This window comes from Paenibacillus sp. JNUCC 35, from assembly GCF_058269095.1.
The window spans coordinates 1,074,549-1,092,159 of sequence record NZ_CM177771.1; the positions used below are offsets into that span (position 1 = coordinate 1,074,549).

11 protein-coding genes and 2 CRISPR repeat arrays are annotated in these 17,611 nt (G+C 49.9%); of the genes, 9 read left to right on the forward strand and 2 right to left on the reverse strand.

Translation table 11 applies throughout. The features are described 5' to 3' along the window. Window positions 1-208: 208 nt before the first annotated feature. Window positions 209-1,294, reverse strand: a complete 1,086-nt coding sequence (locus tag AC2TF6_RS04795) for a polysaccharide deacetylase family protein (protein ID WP_491310130.1) — start codon at window positions 1,292-1,294, stop codon at window positions 209-211. Between the two features lie 881 nt (window positions 1,295-2,175). Then, window positions 2,176-3,482: a CRISPR direct-repeat array (repeat unit 32 nt; unit sequence GTCGCACCCTGTATGGGTGCGTGGATTGAAAT). Window positions 3,483-3,859: 377 nt separating this feature from the next. Here AC2TF6_RS04795 and cas3 point away from each other — a divergent pair. The 7 genes from cas3 (at window position 3,860) to cas2 (ending at window position 11,900) form a co-directional block, all read left to right on the forward strand. Then, entirely contained in the window at window positions 3,860-6,304 is a 2,445-nt protein-coding gene (cas3, locus tag AC2TF6_RS04800) for a CRISPR-associated helicase Cas3' (RefSeq protein WP_491310131.1), read from the forward strand. A gap of 107 nt (window positions 6,305-6,411) precedes the next feature. After that, window positions 6,412-7,134, forward strand: a complete 723-nt coding sequence (gene cas5c, locus AC2TF6_RS04805; RefSeq protein ID WP_491310132.1) for a type I-C CRISPR-associated protein Cas5c — start codon at window positions 6,412-6,414, stop codon at window positions 7,132-7,134. Further along, window positions 7,131-9,053 carry a type I-C CRISPR-associated protein Cas8c/Csd1 gene (cas8c, locus tag AC2TF6_RS04810; RefSeq protein WP_491310133.1) on the forward strand — a complete coding sequence of 641 codons (1,923 nt, stop codon included), beginning with the start codon at window positions 7,131-7,133 and terminating at the stop codon, window positions 9,051-9,053. The genes cas5c and cas8c overlap by 4 nt, the downstream gene beginning before the upstream one ends. After that, entirely contained in the window at window positions 9,053-9,916 is an 864-nt protein-coding gene (gene cas7c, locus AC2TF6_RS04815) for a type I-C CRISPR-associated protein Cas7/Csd2 (RefSeq protein WP_491310134.1), read from the forward strand. Before cas8c ends, cas7c begins: the two co-directional genes overlap by 1 nt. Then, complete coding sequence (gene cas4, locus AC2TF6_RS04820; protein ID WP_491310135.1) at window positions 9,916-10,572, forward strand: CRISPR-associated protein Cas4; 657 nt, start codon at window positions 9,916-9,918, stop codon at window positions 10,570-10,572. The genes cas7c and cas4 overlap by 1 nt, the downstream gene beginning before the upstream one ends. Beyond that, window positions 10,569-11,600 (forward strand): type I-C CRISPR-associated endonuclease Cas1c, encoded by a 1,032-nt coding sequence (cas1c, locus tag AC2TF6_RS04825; protein ID WP_491310136.1) that lies wholly within the window; start codon window positions 10,569-10,571, stop codon window positions 11,598-11,600. The genes cas4 and cas1c overlap by 4 nt, the downstream gene beginning before the upstream one ends. 9 nt (window positions 11,601-11,609) lie before the next feature. Then, entirely contained in the window at window positions 11,610-11,900 is a 291-nt protein-coding gene (gene cas2 / locus AC2TF6_RS04830; RefSeq protein ID WP_491310137.1) for a CRISPR-associated endonuclease Cas2, read from the forward strand. Window positions 11,901-12,069: 169 nt separating this feature from the next. Next, window positions 12,070-14,176: direct repeats of the CRISPR family, unit length 32 nt; unit sequence GTCGCACCCCTTACGGGTGCGTGGATTGAAAT. Window positions 14,177-14,383: 207 nt separating this feature from the next. On the opposite strand, the gene AC2TF6_RS04835 is transcribed toward cas2, so the two are convergent. Beyond that, window positions 14,384-15,622 (reverse strand): hypothetical protein, encoded by a 1,239-nt coding sequence (locus AC2TF6_RS04835; RefSeq protein ID WP_491310138.1) that lies wholly within the window; start codon window positions 15,620-15,622, stop codon window positions 14,384-14,386. Window positions 15,623-16,062: 440 nt separating this feature from the next. On the opposite strand from AC2TF6_RS04835, the gene AC2TF6_RS04840 reads away from it, so the two are divergent. Together AC2TF6_RS04840 and AC2TF6_RS04845 are read left to right on the forward strand one after the other, a co-directional pair. Then, a complete protein-coding gene (locus AC2TF6_RS04840) occupies window positions 16,063-16,878 on the forward strand; it encodes a GNAT family N-acetyltransferase (protein ID WP_491310139.1) in 816 nt (271 codons plus the stop codon). A gap of 268 nt (window positions 16,879-17,146) precedes the next feature. After that, window positions 17,147-17,497 (forward strand): response regulator, encoded by a 351-nt coding sequence (locus AC2TF6_RS04845; RefSeq protein ID WP_491311591.1) that lies wholly within the window; start codon window positions 17,147-17,149, stop codon window positions 17,495-17,497. The last annotated feature ends 114 nt before the right edge of the window (window positions 17,498-17,611 follow it).

Here is a 17,611-nt window from a genome sequence, read left to right on the forward strand (position 1 = left end):
TTGGGCAGATTCAGACGCTTATCCATCCATTTAGCTTAAAGCGACCCGCCACTTGTTAGTCAAGCCTAGCAAGTGAAATGTAGTTTAATAAAAGGGCGGTCCATTTATATAGCTCACTAGCCATTTGCGCGACTCTCTGTTGAACCCGAGTCATATCATGGTGGTTGTGATGTTGTGCTGTACTGGATATATGTTTTCTATTTAGCCGCTATCCTTCTTGCAAAACAATCTCCGCTTCGAAGCCTAGCTGTTCACACAGCTTGTGAATACGGCGCATGTCCTGTGTGCTGGTAATCCACTCGCACCCCAAGGTTGATGCCTCGTGAGCGGCCCATTGCAGAATATATACCAAGGCATCCGCATGGGCTTCCTTCGTGGCGAAGTCCTCCAGCACCAGCGCGCCGCCACGGACCGAAGCACGCGCGTATGCCCAGTGCTGGTCGGCAAAGCTGCGGACGACAAAACGCGTTTCGTCATCCGACTGGACCTGCATGGAGAGCGTTTGCAGCCATTTGCTATAGGCGCCGGACCCTGTCGGGGCTTTCGGGTTCCCCCATTCAAGTGAATCGGCGGCCAGCTTCCGCAGATCATCTTCCCCAGCTACGCGCTTCCACTGCTCACTATGGAAAGAAACTTGGAGAGCCGGTTTGAAGCGGACTTGCCAGCTGCGTTCGCCTGCCGGGATGCCGTCAGCATGAAGCAGTTCGGATACGGGAACCACGGCAAGACCTTTGGCGTGAGTATGGTGTACGAGCGACTTAACGGCCTGCGGCGTCTCTTTGGCGATTTCATTGGCATGAAACATAAAAATCGACCCATTGACCAGCTTAGGTAGTACCCGCTCCACAAGCTGCGCGCTTGGCGGTCCCGCCCAGTCGACGGTATCCTCCCCCTCGACGACCAGATAGTTCCACTCCCGGAGCCATTCCAAATTCTCCTCCCGATAAGAGGCGTACGGAAAACGCATGAAGGTCGGAACCGGCCTTCCCGTTGCTTCTTGATAAGCGAGCTCAGCCAGCTTCAGCTCTTCGAAGAATACGGCTTTGGTCACATCTGCCATTCTGCGGTGATGATAGGTATGCGTTGTGAGCTCATGGCCTCTGGCCAGCATTTCTCTTGCTTTCGCCGGATACCGATCGAACCACTCGCCCGTTAAAAAAAACGTCCCGCGCGCGCCTCCCTGCTCCAAGGCATCCAGCCATGCGTCAACAGGAATCCGCATCGGACCGTCATCGAACGTAAAGGCACAGTGAGAAACCGCTGGATTGCCGCGAGTAATTACCAGGTTTGTCATCATAAATCCCCCTTCTGTGGTATCTTTCCACCAACCACTAACCACTTGACCCTATTGTAAAATTTCGGGAATGTTTTGTAAAATTGAATAATATGAATAAATGATTCGAATAACTTAAACAAAGGTGAGAATTATAACCCGTAAAATAACCCGGTTTAAAGGGATGAGAATGACATGGTACTGACGACAAAGTAGGCGGTACCTTCCTGGGTTCCGACCAAATGAGCTTTGGACCCGAGAATAGCGTCCGCTGCGAGATGCTTACGGTTGTCAGTGTATCCCGAATATATCTCCAGAGAGTCAGATGTACAACGACTCGGGAGTACAAACACTAGGACTTATAAGGGGCCCATTTTCACAAAAAACTTTTACATGGAAAAGGAAAAAAATTATTTTTACAGCCACTTTCTCGATTTGGCACTCGGTGGCCTACTTAATAAAACATCTTCCAATAAAGCTGCCGTGAATTCGATCAAAAGGATGGGCAACGCAACGGTATTTCATACACGATTGAGCTTGTAAAACTATGCCGGAAGTACAGTCAGCGTGGATGGAATTTCGTTTTTAAATGCTTTGTTGACGCTGTGTAATTTGCTATGTTAATAATAAAGATAATTGAATTTATGGATCCGAATCATGAAAGTCTACAATCAGTATAAAAACAAGGCAGAGCCTATCGGCATCAAGGCATCGCTTGATCTCCTATTCTCTGGTGCGAATGGGAAGCGAACATGATTTACTAGGAGGATTCGCACTGAATTTTATCCAGAAACAAATTCTTTAAACATAAAATGGTATTTTATTTTCGGGATAGAAGAGTTAAATTCTATGTTATTTTTGGTAGCAAGCGGTTTTGACCCATTTATTGGTTAAAAAACGGAGTCGCACCCTGTATGGGTGCGTGGATTGAAATTGATACAGGGGATTTGAGTCCTTATTGAAACTCCATGTCGCACCCTGTATGGGTGCGTGGATTGAAATATACTCATACAATGATGACGTGTCTATAAAAAAGTCGCACCCTGTATGGGTGCGTGGATTGAAATGATGAAGTCCAGTCCGTCTACCGGGTTACCAATGCGTCGCACCCTGTATGGGTGCGTGGATTGAAATTGGTACTTTTGTAACGCCCCCACCGATCTGCGAAGTCGCACCCTGTATGGGTGCGTGGATTGAAATATCGATCATATCCTGTAAATCTGCCTGATCCATGTCGCACCCTGTATGGGTGCGTGGATTGAAATTGGTTCAGTCCGTTTAGCAGCTGTGCGAGTGCTGATTGTCGCACCCTGTATGGGTGCGTGGATTGAAATGACAGCGATAAAACGCGAGTGTTTCGATCCAGAAGTCGCACCCTGTATGGGTGCGTGGATTGAAATTCCTATCAGTACGATCGCTGGAACATCATTATCAGCGTCGCACCCTGTATGGGTGCGTGGATTGAAATTTGGAATTGGTTTACTTGTCTCTGGCGTCTACCGTCGCACCCTGTATGGGTGCGTGGATTGAAATCTCCTATATGGGGAGGGATTTCCTCCCCTAGTTGAGTCGCACCCTGTATGGGTGCGTGGATTGAAATTTTGCAATCAGCACAATGAACATCAATTTCCACGTCGCACCCTGTATGGGTGCGTGGATTGAAATTTCGAATCAAGCCCGCCTTGAAGCAGGTAATCAAGCAGTCGCACCCTGTATGGGTGCGTGGATTGAAATATACCGAACAGGTTATTGGCCTGCTTGGTCAAACGTCGCACCCTGTATGGGTGCGTGGATTGAAATACGAACACAGGGGAACGTAGTAACCCGTTTTTAGGTCGCACCCTGTATGGGTGCGTGGATTGAAATGTTTAGTCGGACTACATCAAAAGCGCATTTCCAGGCAGTCGCACCCTGTATGGGTGCGTGGATTGAAATTTTAACAATGTGTCATCAAGCGGTCTAGAAAAGCCAGGTCGCACCCTGTATGGGTGCGTGGATTGAAATAAAAATCAATAACCCGCTGGGCACGGCGACCGTGACGTCGCACCCCTTACGGGTGCGTGGATTGAAATTCAGCTAGATGTGGTTGGAACATCCGGCAAGATTACGTCGCACCCCTTAAGGGTGCGTGGATTGAAACTTAGTAATCGATACTGGTTTTGTGGCAGCAAGGGCGTGTCGGCCCCTGTACGGGTGAGTGGATTGAGAATCGAAATGCTTTGATAGCATGATGCATTTAGAATCAATGATGCCAAATTAAACGGAAAAAAAGAGCTTAAGAGTCGCCGCAGCGGACAACTCTTAAGCTCTTTTTTTATGCAGATTCAGTCTTAATAAAGGTACTACATACACGGTATTGTCGATGATTGCAGACCGGGAGAGCTTTCCTCTAGTAGGGCCTACGAAGCAAGCGATATCTTAGTTGTGGAAACTGAAGCTGCAAACGAAAGCTCTTCTTTTTTGTGAAAAATGTATATTATAGGAAGGGATTTGAAATAGGTCTATAGAATTACCATTTCTATATGGATTGTAGGTAAATGGTTCTATTTTCGGGCTGAAGCAGTGTCTTGTAAGGGAGGAACCAGTTTGGAATTCATCGCACATATTCGAGAGAGCGACGGAGAGCATCAAAGTGTGGAAGAGCACCTTCTCGGGGTCCAAAGGTTGGCCGAGTCCTACGGAGAGGGAATAGGCATCAAACACATCGCAGGGCTCGCGGGGCTTCTTCACGATTTGGGCAAGTATGCGGTTGCTTTTCAAGAGTACTTGCTGAAGGCGGTTAGAAATCCCGAAGCCCCGCCGAAAAGAGGGTCTGTGGATCACTCTACGGCAGGCGGACGTCTGCTGTATCGCCTTTTTCATACAGGCAAGATTGAGAGGGATAAAGGAGTTTTAGCCGAAATCGTGGGCAATGCGATCCTTTCTCATCACTCCTACCTTCAGGATTTTTTGAATCCCGAGTTGGAATCGAATTATTTGCAGCGTGTGCGGGATAAAGAGGCAAAGGAGTTGAGCGAGCTTCCGCAAGTGGTTCGGCACTTTTTTGAGAACGTAATGAGGGAAGAAGAATTTTACGGGTATGTGGAGCAGGCTTCGCTGGAACTGAAGGTTTTTCTGGCACAGGAATCCTCGCTCAGTCTGGAAGCGCGATGCATGTTCTTAACGAAGTATGTGTTTAGTGCGCTGATTGATGCGGATCGAACGAATACCCGATGTTTCGAGGAAAATATCTCCGACGCTCCAGTGACGTGGCAGCCGAAAGAATTGTTCGGCTCCTTCTATGACCGTCTCATGACCGAGATCGGGTCATTGTCAAAACGCAGTGAGGCAGACCCGCAGATAAAAGCTCTACGCAGAGAAATGTCCGAGCAATGCGACAAGTTTGCAGAGAAACCGTCCGGTATTTACACGTTGTCCATTCCTACGGGAGGCGGGAAGACATTGGCAAGTCTCCGGTATGCGCTCAAACACGCACAAATGTACGGAAAAAAACGCATCATCTTCGTTCTTCCCTATACTACCATTATTGAGCAGAATGCTGCGGAAGTACGTAGGGTTCTCAAGGATGTGGAGCATATTTTGGAGCATCACTCCAATGTGATTGAGGACGAAAACGACGAGGATGAACATATGGATGGCAGGGTCAATATGCGGCAGAAGCTGAAGTTGGCGAAGGATAACTGGGATTCTCCCATTATTTTTACAACGATGGTGCAGTTCCTCAATGTGTTCTATGCCAAGAGCAGCCGGGATATCCGGCGTCTGCATCATTTGAGCGAGTCGGTCCTTGTGTTCGATGAAGTTCAGAAGGTTCCAGTTTCGTGTGTGTCGCTGTTCAATACTGCTTTGAACTTCCTGAACAATTTCTGTTCTTCCAGCATTGTGCTGTGTACGGCTACCCAGCCGGCTCTCGGTTTTGTCGAGCACAAGTTGCATCTGAGTCCGGAGGCCGAGATGGTCGAAAATCTGGGTGACGTGATAAACGAGTTTAAGCGAGTGGAAATCGTGGACCGTGCAACGGATGAGATAAATACCGACAAGCTCACGGAATTTGTTGCGGAGAAAATGAAAGAGGCGCAGAGTGCGCTAGTCATACTCAACACGAAATCCGTCGTACAAAAGTTGTATCAGCGACTATGCGAAAGCACGGAGGGAATTCCGGTTTATCATCTCAGTACCTCCATGTGCGCCGCTCACCGCAAAGACAGGCTGGATGAAATCAGACAGCTGCTTGAGGACAAGAAAAAGGTTCTCTGTGTCAGCACGCCACTGATTGAAGCGGGGGTGGATGTAAGCTTTGAATGTGTGATCCGTTCGTTAGCCGGGCTCGATTCGATTGCGCAGGCTGCCGGCCGATGCAACCGTCATGGGGAACATGAAGTGCAGCAGGTTTATGTGATCGATCATACCGAAGAGAAACTGAACCATTTGCCGGAGATAGAGCGGGGCAAGAAGATTTCGAGAAGAATACTGATAGACTTGAGACGAGATCCGTCCAGTCACGGTGGGCATTTGTTGTCGGTAGATGCCATGGAGCGGTACTTCAGGGAGTTCTATGAAGATTTTGACACAAACTTAAATTTCCCGATACGCAAACTGGGCAGCAACCAGAACATGACGAATTTATTGTTCGGCAGTGTAAACGATAATGTTTATTTTCAGGATTACTGGACAAACCGTGGGGAACGACTACCCTTATTTCTGGCGAACAGCTACAGGACGGCGGCTGAGCATTTCTATGTTATTAAAGATATCGGTGTGTCCGTTATTGTTCCTTACGGTGATGAAGGCAAAGAGATCATTGCGGATTTAAACGGCGGAGACCGTATAGAAGATTTGAGCCGGTTGTTAAAAAAAGCCCAGCAATACACCATTAATCTGATGAACCATGAGCTAATGCGGGTAGATAAAAATGGCGGACTGGAACGTTGTCTGGACGGACAAGTTCTTGTACTGGGTGAGAGTGCGTACAGCCAGAAATTTGGTTTCGATGCGGAGAACGAAAGCTGGGCAGGGCTGCTGATGGGTTAACGTTTTATCTTAACTGAGACTTATTTTTAATATATACTTAATGTGTTAAATAATCCCAAATTAATTTCGCTGTATGTTGTTCGGTACACGGGAAAGGAGGTGACTCAATGAGAAACTCAGTCGAGTTTGTCGTATACGGTGACTATGCTTTATTTACAGATCCGCTCACGAAGCTTGGAGGAGAGAAGTGTTCCTATCAAGTCCCCACGTATCAGGCGGTCAAAGGGATAACGGAAAGCATTTACTGGAAACCTACCATTTTATATGTAGTAGACGAGATTCGGATTATGAATCCCATCCGTATGGAATCCAAAGGAGTCCGGCCTATTGATTACAGCGGAGGAAACACGCTTGCCAACTACACCTATTTAAAGGATGTTTGTTATCAGGTTAAGGCCCATTTTGACTTTAATAAGAACCGCCCCGACCTGGTTTTCGATCACAACGAACATAAACACCATAATATTTTGCTGCGTTCGCTTAAAGCGGGAGGCCGCAGAGATATTTTCCTCGGGACAAGAGAGTGCCAAGGCTACGTAGAGCCGTGTGTTTTTGGCGAAGGGAAGAGCTTCTACGACGAGTATGGCGATATTCATCTGGGAAATATGGTTCATGGCATTAATTATCCGGATGAGACCGGTCGGGATCAGATGGAGGTACGTTTGTGGAACCCGATCATGAGTAATGGCATCATCAAATTTGATAAACCCGAAGAATGCACACAAGTGCGGATCATCTCGGAAATGAAGCCGAAGCATTTTGACCACACCAATGTGGAATCGGCAGATGCGCTGCTGGCAAGTTGGGGAGAGGGGGGAGTTGAACGATGAGCTGGCTGCTGAATTTGTATGAAACCTATGAAGCGAACCTGAAACAAGTAGGAGTCGTCGAGAAGGGCGTGAACGAGCGCGAGTTTACGCTGCTGCCTGTGTCGCATACGACCCAGAATGCCCACATCGAGGTGCGGATCACGGAAGACGGCGAGTATCATTCCGCCGAGGTAATCGAGAAGAATGACGCCAGCACGCTCATTCCAAGCACAGAGAAGTCCGCGAGCCGTGCAGGCGCCGTCATCGCACCTTACCCTCTTCACGACAAGCTGAGTTACGTGGCTGGCGATTATCGGGCATACGGCGGGAAGATCAAGGAGGACGAGCCTTTTGCCGCTTATATCCAAGAGCTTCGAAACTGGGCGGAATCGCCTTATGCTCATCCCAAGATTCAAAGCATATATCGCTATTTAAGCAAAAGACGGCTGATCGAAGACCTCGTTGCCGAAAAAATCCTGTGCGTAGACGAGAAGGACCAACTGATCGACAAGTGGGATAAGAAATACGAGACGCTCTACCCCGAAAAACCGAAAATCTTCGGCGTATTGGCAGGCGAACAGGACAGCGCTTTCGTACGCTTCACAGTATATTCTCCCGAGCCCGTCTTGACGAAAGTATGGAAAGATCCCGATCTGTATGATTCGTTCATTCGTTATTACAGCGAGCAGTTGGGCAGTGAAGACATTTGTTATGTGTCGGGAGAAAAGCTACCGAGCACCGACAAGCACGCGAACAAGATCCGTAACGCGGCAGACAAAGCCAAGCTGATTTCGGCGAATGATAAATCGGGATTCACTTTCCGAGGGCGTTTTAGCGATAGCAACGAGGCTGCAAGCATCTCCTACGAGGTTTCCCAGAAAGCTCACAATGCCCTGAAATGGCTGATCAATCGGCAAGCTAAAATCTTTGATCAGCGGGTGTTTCTGATTTGGGGGAACAAAATGCCGGATCTTCCCGATCCGTCCGAAGATACGTTTGCCCTGGACCCCGAGGCGGCGCAGCCGGAGCGGCTTGCGTCCCACACCAATCAATCTTTTGCACGGGAACATGCCAAGGCGATGGACGGATTCCAGAACCGGATTACTACGAAGTACAAGGACCATTACCGGTCTGAGGTTAACATCCTCATCCTGGACTCGGCGACTACCGGACGGATGGCCGTGTTGTATTACCGCAACATGAACAAGGAGCTTTACTTGGAAAAGCTCGTCGGATGGCATTCCAGCTGTGTGTGGCTGCATCGGTATCGCAAGAACGAGCAAGGCGAGTATGTTCAGTATTACGGAGCCCCGGCGACGAAGGATATCGCGTTTGCGGCCTACGGTCCGAGAGCGAGCGACAAGCTGGTCAAAGGACTTATGGAGCGCATGCTGCCGTGCATCTTGGACGGCGATAGAATCCCTTTCGATATCGTAAGAAGCGCGATGCACCGTGCCTCTAGCCCGGTAGCTCTGGAGAAATGGGATTGGGAGAAAATACTCAGCATAACATGCGCCCTTATTAACCGGAAGGAGAGATATTCTGTGGCATTAGACAAAGAAAATAAGGACCGGAGCTATTTGTTCGGCCGCTTGCTGGCAGTGGCCGACGTGCTGGAAAGAAGCGCGCTGGACAAAAGCGAGGACCGCGCAACGAACGCGATTCGGTATATGAATGCGTTCTCCAGTCACCCGGAGAGAGCGTGGAGGATCATCCATCAAAGTCTTCAGCCGTACCTCATCCGTCTGGGGGCTAAGGCCAAACGGTATCAGATGCTGCTAGACGAAATCAACACGCAGTTTAACATAGACGATTTTAACAATAAGCCGCTTTCGGGAAAATACCTGTTGGGCTTTTATAGCCAGCGATACGATCTTTATCAGAAGAAAGAGAAAACCGAGGATGCCGTAGAAGCATCCGATCAGGAGGAGAGATCATAATGAGCAGTCTGGATCATAAAATCGATTTTGCCGTCGTCTTATCGGTCACGAGCGCCAATCCTAACGGTGATCCTTTGAACGGTAACCGTCCAAGACAGAACTACGACGGCTATGGAGAAATCTCGGATGTCGCGATCAAGCGCAAAATCAGAAATCGTCTGCAAGACTTGGGCGAATCCATCTTTGTTCAGTCCAATGACCGCAAGAACGATTCGTTCGGAAGCCTGAGAGAACGTGCGGACGGCAACGAGGAACTGAACAAGATTCTCAAGGCCAAGAAAAGCTCCGGTGACGACTTCGCTTGGGTAGCCTGTCAGGAATGGATGGATGTGCGAAGCTTCGGGCAAGTGTTCGCTTTCAAAGGCGGCGCAAAGGGCGAAGGCGTTTCCGTCGGGGTGAGAGGTCCGGTATCCGTTCATACGGCCAAGAGCGTTCACCCTATTGATATTACGAGCATGCAAATTACGAAGAGCGTCAATTCCGAGCCCGGCAAGGATAGAGGCTCCGATACGATGGGCATGAAGCATCGGGTCGATTACGGCCTGTATGTGTTCTATGGAAGCATCAATACACAACTTGCGGAGAAAACCGGATTCACGAATGAGGATGCTGAGAAAATCAAACAGGCACTCGTGACACTTTTCGAGAATGACTTGTCATCGGCAAGACCCGACGGCAGTATGGAAATACACCACGTATACTGGTGGGAGCATAACTCCAAATTGGGTCAATATTCCTCGGCCAAAGTCCATCGCTCCTTATCTGTGAAGCCAACGATTGAAGAACCGAAATCATTTGGAGACTACACAATTGAATTGTCCGAACTGCCCGGCTTGAAGGTAGAAATTTTGGACGGACTTTGATGGAGAGCGGAGAAGAAGAGTACCTGATGCTTTCGGGCATCCAGCACTTTGAATTTTGCAGACGCCAGTGGGCGCTTATTCATATTGAACAGCAGTGGGAAGAGAACGTGCGGACCGTGGAAGGCAAGCACCTTCATCAAAAAGCCGATCAGCCTTTTGTCCGAGAGAAGCGCGGGGACAAGCTTACGGTTCGCGCTATGCCGGTGAAGTCGGATGAACTTCAAATTACAGGGATATGCGATGTGGTAGAGTTTATTCGAAGCGCCGAAGGCGTCGAAATTCACAGTGCGGAAGGCACATACAAAGCCGTGCCTGTCGAATACAAACGAGGGAAACCTAAGGTCAGTGACGCCGATGTCCTCCAGTTAGCCGCCCAAGCTCTGTGTCTGGAAGAAATGCTGCTGTGCAAGGTTCCTACAGGCTATCTATACTATAACGAAATTAAGCACAGAGTTGAGGTTGAGCTGACAGAGGAGATTAAACAGAAAGTAAAATCCATTGCCGGGGAAATGCACGACTACTATAAGCGCAGACATACGCCAAAGGTAAAGGCAGGCTCATTCTGCCAAAGCTGCTCCCTCTTACCCATCTGTCTCCCGGAAGTGATGAGCAAGCGTTCGGTCCGCAGTTATATGGAAGGAAAAATCAGCGAATGAAGAAGCTTCTAAACACCTTATTCGTCACACAACCGGACGTATACCTTTCTTTGGATGGCGACAATATCGTTCTGCTGAAGGAGCAGGAGAAGATAGGCAGAATTCCTCTGCATAATTTGGAATCCATTGTCGCGTTCGGATACACGGGGGCAAGCCCGGCACTTATGAGGTACTGCGCGGAGCGCAATATCGCTATCGTTTTCCTGAGCATGAGCGGAAAATTTTTGGCAAGAGTAGTCGGGGAAAGCCGGGGCAATGTCGTTCTTCGCAAGAAGCAATATCACGTATCCGAAAGTGAACTTATGTCGGCTCAAATAGCCCGTAATTTTATAATCGGCAAAGTGTACAACCACAAATGGATGCTTGAACGGATGACAAGGGACTATCCGCTGCGTATAGATGTGGAGAATTTCAAAGAAGCCTCCCGACAGCTGACCCTTCTTATGAAGAGCATCAGACAATGCGAGGACTTGGAGCGGCTTAGAGGGCTGGAAGGACAAGCGGCCCTCATTTATAACCAGCGGTTCGATACGATGATTCTCCAGCAAAAAGAAGACTTCCATTTCCGGACCCGGTCCCGCAGGCCGCCGCTGGATTATGTCAATGCCATGCTGTCGCTGGCGTATACCCTTCTCGCTCATGATACCTCGGCCGCTCTGGAAGGGGTGGGGCTCGATGCGTATGTCGGCTTCCTGCACCGGGATCGTCCCGGCCGCGCTTCGCTGGCGCTCGATCTGATGGAAGAGCTGCGGGGCGTCTATGCCGACAAGTTCGTCTTGTCCTTGATCAACAAAAAAGGGATCCAAAAAAACGATTTCGTTCGCAAAGAAAACGGAGCGGTTCTCCTGACAGAAGACGGCAGGAAGAAGTTCCTGACAGCATGGCAGAGCAAAAAGCAAGAGAAAATCACCCATCCCTACCTAGGCGAGAAAATCACATGGGGATTAGTGCCGCACGCGCAAGCGCTGCTATTAGCACGGCATTTGCGCAACGATCTGGATGAGTATCCTCCATTATTATGGAAGTAGGTGCAATCTATGCTGGTGTTAATCACTTATGATGTCAGCACGACAAGCGGAGCGGGACAGCGTAGGTTACGGAAGGTATCGAAACTATGCCAGAATTACGGTCAGCGTGTCCAGAATTCCGTGTTTGAATGCGTTGTTGACGCTGCGCAATTTGCTGTGTTAAAAATGAAGTTAATTGAAATTATCGATCAGAATGAGGATAGTCTAAGATTCTATCGACTTGGAATTCAGTATAAGACCAAGGTAGAACATATCGGCATTAAGGAATCGCTTGATCTGGAAGGTCCGCTGATTCTCTAGTGCGAATGGGAAGCGAACATGATTTGCCTGGGGGATTCGCACCGGATATTATCCAGAAACAAATTATTTAAACATAATATGGTATTTTATGTTCGGGATAGAAGAGTTAAATTCTATGTTATTTTTTTGTAGCAAGCCGTTTTGGGCCATTTATTGGTTAAAAAACGGAGTCGCACCCCTTACGGGTGCGTGGATTGAAATTTCAATCATGTCAATGTAAAGATCGAGGTCCTCTTGTCGCACCCCTTACGGGTGCGTGGATTGAAATACCTGGTGCATCAGCTCCTGATTATGCTGAGGTCGCACCCCTTACGGGTGCGTGGATTGAAATATCGTCTTCCCCTGGCTCCGGGATGTTTCCGGGCCTCGTCGCACCCCTTACGGGTGCGTGGATTGAAATAATGAAGTTTGTTCTTCCCTTTTTAAATTCTGCGTCGCACCCCTTACGGGTGCGTGGATTGAAATGTCCTGCTGGGTATTGCAATGGCTTACGCGCCGCAGGGTCGCACCCCTTACGGGTGCGTGGATTGAAATTTTTTGGTAAGGAGGATCAACGCAAACGTACAATGTCGCACCCCTTACGGGTGCGTGGATTGAAATATAAATATCCTTTCGGAGTTGCTCGATGTGCTGTTGTCGCACCCCTTACGGGTGCGTGGATTGAAATTTTAACCGGCTCTCGGTAGTCCTCCCGAATGCCTGTCGCACCCCTTACGGGTGCGTGGATTGAAATGTAAATTCGCGGCCACCGGCCATAACCTCTATTACGTCGCACCCCTTACGGGTGCGTGGATTGAAATAATACCTTTGGTTGTTTGTCCGGCGGGCTGCTAGGGTCGCACCCCTTACGGGTGCGTGGATTGAAATGTATCATCTCTTCAACAAATTCATCGGTAGGCCCGTCGCACCCCTTACGGGTGCGTGGATTGAAATAGCACCTAGGGGGTGAAAGAATGCCGCGAAATAATTGTCGCACCCCTTACGGGTGCGTGGATTGAAATGATTATTGAAAGGGTAGACATAGGAACTATCAAGTCGCACCCCTTACGGGTGCGTGGATTGAAATTTAAAGCAATTAGTGGAAGTAAAAAAAAGGATAGACCGTCGCACCCCTTACGGGTGCGTGGATTGAAATTTCGGACTGCCTGGTGGTGGTTCCTATCCATTAATCGTCGCACCCCTTACGGGTGCGTGGATTGAAATCGAAATATTTATAACAAGAAAATCCCGAATCCGCCGTCGCACCCCTTACGGGTGCGTGGATTGAAATACAAGATCGGTAAAACCCAACAGTGGTTAGCGTCGCACCCCTTACGGGTGCGTGGATTGAAATTCCTTTGATCAGTTACCCGTGAAAGGTGGTGAGAGTCGCACCCCTTACGGGTGCGTGGATTGAAATATAAGAAGCAGGGGAAGCTGATGTTTCCGGTTGGGGGTCGCACCCCTTACAGGTGCGTGGATTGAAATATTGCTACGCCGTAATTATAGCAGCCGAGAGCGTTGGCGTCGCACCCCTTACGGGTGCGTGGATTGAAATATCGAGATAAGCGCCATAAAGCGGCCCTCCACCCATCGTCGCACCCCTTACGGGTGCGTGGATTGAAATGAAGATGTCCGCAGCGTAATGGAGTACCGGTTTATGTCGCACCCCTTACGGGTGCGTGGATTGAAATTTAAGAAAGCCGAAATGACACAAGCAGAATTAGCGTCGCACCCCTTACGGGTGCGTGGATTGAAATAAGATGCCGTATACCGGCTACATCGAAGAGGCTTTCGTCGCACCCCTTACGGGTGCGTGGATTGAAATAAGCATGGCAACCCCGTTATTGTCGAACGGGATGTCGCACCCCTTACGGGTGCGTGGATTGAAATGGACTTCATCCAGTGTATCTACGCCACGATCCAAAGTCGCACCCCTTACGGGTGCGTGGATTGAAATAGCTAAACCGGATATCATCGTACACCCGAAGGGATGTCGCACCCCTTACGGGTGCGTGGATTGAAATAATCCAGAAGCCGGCATGCGGCGAGCAGCTGCGCGAGTCGCACCCCTTACGGGTGCGTGGATTGAAATTTGGAAGTCTGCGTTCATTCGCGCTTGCTGCTCTTTAAGTCGCACCCCTTACGAGTGCGTGGATTGAAATGTCGCGTCTGTATCGTGGGGGAAGTAGTCCATCGTCGCACCCCTTACGGGTGCGTGGATTGAAATAGTCAAGACAAGGCTAGCAATTTAAGTGATTCGCCGTCGCACCCCTTACGGGTGCGTGGATTGAAATGGGGAATGGCTGGCGGACTTTGAATACACTAGCCCCCTCGTACTCTTTATGGGTGCGGATTGAAATACTTTGACTGCACGGTGCGTTTAAATGCAGTGGCGGTCGCCTGTTACTATTCCTCCACCAACGGGCCTGCACAACAAAAAAAGAGCTCCAGAATCTCAGACAAACTGAAACTCCGGAGCTCTTCTTTTTATGCGTATTCGTTTATTTCTGAATCAGGGTAATACGTGCGGTTTTGGCGCTGCGCGGAGGCGGGGGAGCGTCCGGATTGTCATTTGTGACTTGAGTCTCGACGTACAGTTCCTTGTTCCCGCTAAACTGGTAAACGAGCATGTATGAGCCTTCCATCTCGTCCCAGCCTTCCTGAGCGGGTTTGCCGAGCCGGTCGGTGACTTTTTGCAGGGTCATGGGCGTGTTGAGCTCGATGGCGGAAATTTTATTTTGCGCACCGACAAAAATGGAACACTGGCAAGGCTTGTAAAGATAACCTGCGCCGCCTTCTCTGTGCTGGTCCTGCTTCACCTTGCCCCATTTGGCTTCGACGGCTTTAAAGTCCGTGCCGAGCCCGAATTCGATGCCGCCGAAATAGCCTTTTTTCATGCCGGCTATGGAGAGAGGCTCTTGGGCCTGTCCGGCCGGGGCGGCGGAACTCGGCGCAGCCGATGGTTTGGGCGAGGCCGCAGGCGCCTGCGACGGCTTGGCTGCTGCCGGTGAAGCTGTCGGCTTCGCCGAGGGAGACGCGGAACCGGCCTTGTCGGCCGAGGAAGGAGACCCCGTCGATGAGCCTGCACCGGCTTCCTGTACGGCGGCCTTGTGCTCTTGGGCGAGCGTTTCCTTTTTAGAAAAATCGACTCCAAGCTGCTGCTGAAGGGCGATGATTTTGCCCACGGAGTCAAACAACAGAGCGTCGGCCTTTTTAATATGATCCCCGTAGGTGACAGCGGACCCCGCCTTAGTCGTGTTGATGTAGTCCATCAGCGAGTACATGCCTTGGGCTTTGTGATCGTAAGCCTGGGCGTACTTCTCTTTGGCGGCTTCCAGCTCGGTTGTCATGGCAGGGTTGAGTCCTGCCGGAACGGGAATCTTCCGGACTTTTTCCGCCACGTTCAAAAATTGATCATAGGCTTTCAAAATGACCGCCGAATCCGGCATCACATTCTGGTTCATCTTGCCGATTTCCCGATCGGCTTCTTTTTTGGCTTCGCCTGCCGTGCGTTCCGCCGCATACAAGGCTTGCTCGAACGCAAGCACAAGGCTGGCCTGCTCTTCCTGTTTGCCGCCGGCCTGAGCCGGAGTTTGGGTCTCTACGGGCGGGTTGGAGGCAGCCGGTTTCACGCCGGCGTTCAGGCCTTGAGATTTCTGATAAAGCTGGTACCCCAGCACGCCGATGGCGATGAGCAGGCTCATAATAATGAGGGTGCCCAGAGCTGCGTTTTTTTTCATGAAAGATCTCTCCCAAAGAATGTAAGGTATATTCCTTATTTATCGGCAGAGACAGGGGAAAGATTGAGGTTTTGCGGGATATTTATTAGGTCTTAGGAACTATGTATATAAAAAAGGACTTGTGAATTAACTTTGGTTAATTGCATAAAATTTTGGCAAGCGATGGAAGAAGACCGGCGGCCGGGCCGGTACAGGAAGTTACAGGTACGACAGGGGGGCCGTCAGCGCGACACCCTTGTTTCTTTCATAAAATCGGATGCTTTTGGAGAGCCGGGGAGAGAAAAGGGGATAGGTGTGCTAGAATAGAAGAATAAAAGGAATGAATGAGCGGGAGGGAAGTTCGCTTGCTCTCATTCATTAATTAGGTGTCATTAATAAACGTCACGCTCACGAACCGGCTGCGGCTGCGGTTGCGGCACGGGAGCAAGGAGGATTTCCGAATGAACACAGCGCAGGGCCAAACGGCCCGTTTAATCCGGGATAATTTCATTGCGAAGGCCGCCTATTTCGCCGGGCGGACAGAAGGCTATACTCTTAAACAAACACCTGAATACATAAGAGCGGACTGCGGCCTCCCTTCGGATACGTTTAACGTGGCGGTTTTGCTTCAACCCCGCCTGTCCGCGGAGAACGAAGCTATTCTCGAAGAGACGGTTCATTATTTTACGGACAAAAAATACCCGATGGCGTTGTGGTCATGGGAAAGCAAAGACAGCGTCACGTTCGAGACGTTAAGACAGGCGGGTTTAAAAGAAGCGGAAACGAACATCGCGATGTATGCGGACTTGGATGTCCTTGATCCCGTGACGAACTGTCCGGCGGAATTCCGGATTAAGGAAATTGCATCCCCTGCGGAAGCGGAGCAATTCGGAGAGGTGCTGGCTTCGTTGTTCGGAGAGTCGGAGGAGGGGGCTAACGTGAGGGCTTTTTACCGAAAAATATCCCATCTGCCGCTGTGGGGGTCTTCTCTTATGAAGCTGTATATCGGCTCGTACCGCGGTCGGCCGGTCAGTACCGGTACGCTTATGTTCACGGATGACAGCGTCGGCATCTACGATATCGCGACTCTCTCGGACTTCCGGGGACAAGGCTTCGGCTCCGCCATGTTTCGGTTCCTTATCGGTGAAGCAAAGAAAGGAAAGCCCCGGCTTTGCGTCCTGCAGGCTTCGCCCGACGGAATCGGGATCTACAAACGGGCGGGATTTGAACCGGCCTGCGAGGTTACGGTATACGAGAATAGGCACTTGGTTGAATAATACGAGGAGCACCCAAGAGACAAGCGGTTGAACACCGTCATCCGCCACCGTACCGCACGCTTGAGCCGGGTGGTTGATCCGCCGGCGGCCTAAGAATACGACGATGCTGCATTGCCGGTTATTGGAGCCGGCTTTTTTGTGTCTTTTCAGATCAGTAAATGCTCCCTTTCCGGGCATGTTTAGTTTTTGTTCAGTTTGTTTTGATACATTGGAACAGACAGAAGGAGGGAGCGATTTGAACGTACTGATTGTGGACGACGCCGCATTTATGAGAACGCTGGTCCGTATGTTTTTGGAGCAGATGGGATACACCGTGATCGGCGAAGCCCAAAACGGGAAGGAAGCGGTCGATCTTTACGGCCGATTGAAGCCGGACCTCGTGACGATGGATATTACGATGCCCGAAATGGACGGACTGGAAGCCGTTAAGCGCATCAAATCCGCCAATCCGGGCGCCAAAATCATCATGTGCTCCGCCATGGGGCAGCAGCGGGTTGTCATGGAGGCCATCCGCAGCGGGGCCAGCGATTTCGTGGTCAAGCCGATCCAGAAGGAACGCTTGCAGGAGGCCGTCGAGAAGCTGTTTGCCGGACAAGGGACGAAGGTCGGCGTTTTGTAGGTTTAATTTTCTCCACTAACAGCACCGGAATGAATATAGTAAAGCTCAGTCATGCGACAAAATGAAAAAGATACCCGCACCGGCAGGTATCCTTTTTTTGTCTCTTTTCATACC

What these genes read in the sequence shown, in the direction of transcription:
- AC2TF6_RS04795 (WP_491310130.1), bottom strand. Translation starts at nt 1,294, where the DNA reads ATGACAAACCTGGTAATTACTCGCGGCAATCCAGCGGTTTCTCACTGT.
- cas5c (WP_491310132.1), top strand. Translation starts at nt 6,412, where the DNA reads ATGAGAAACTCAGTCGAGTTTGTCGTATACGGTGACTATGCTTTATTT.
- cas8c (WP_491310133.1), top strand. Translation starts at nt 7,131, where the DNA reads ATGAGCTGGCTGCTGAATTTGTATGAAACCTATGAAGCGAACCTGAAA.
- cas7c (WP_491310134.1), top strand. Translation starts at nt 9,053, where the DNA reads ATGAGCAGTCTGGATCATAAAATCGATTTTGCCGTCGTCTTATCGGTC.
- cas4 (WP_491310135.1), top strand. Translation starts at nt 9,916, where the DNA reads ATGGAGAGCGGAGAAGAAGAGTACCTGATGCTTTCGGGCATCCAGCAC.
- cas1c (WP_491310136.1), top strand. Translation starts at nt 10,569, where the DNA reads ATGAAGAAGCTTCTAAACACCTTATTCGTCACACAACCGGACGTATAC.
- cas2 (WP_491310137.1), top strand. Translation starts at nt 11,610, where the DNA reads ATGCTGGTGTTAATCACTTATGATGTCAGCACGACAAGCGGAGCGGGA.
- AC2TF6_RS04835 (WP_491310138.1), bottom strand. Translation starts at nt 15,622, where the DNA reads ATGAAAAAAAACGCAGCTCTGGGCACCCTCATTATTATGAGCCTGCTC.
- AC2TF6_RS04840 (WP_491310139.1), top strand. Translation starts at nt 16,063, where the DNA reads ATGAACACAGCGCAGGGCCAAACGGCCCGTTTAATCCGGGATAATTTC.
- AC2TF6_RS04845 (WP_491311591.1), top strand. Translation starts at nt 17,147, where the DNA reads ATGAGAACGCTGGTCCGTATGTTTTTGGAGCAGATGGGATACACCGTG.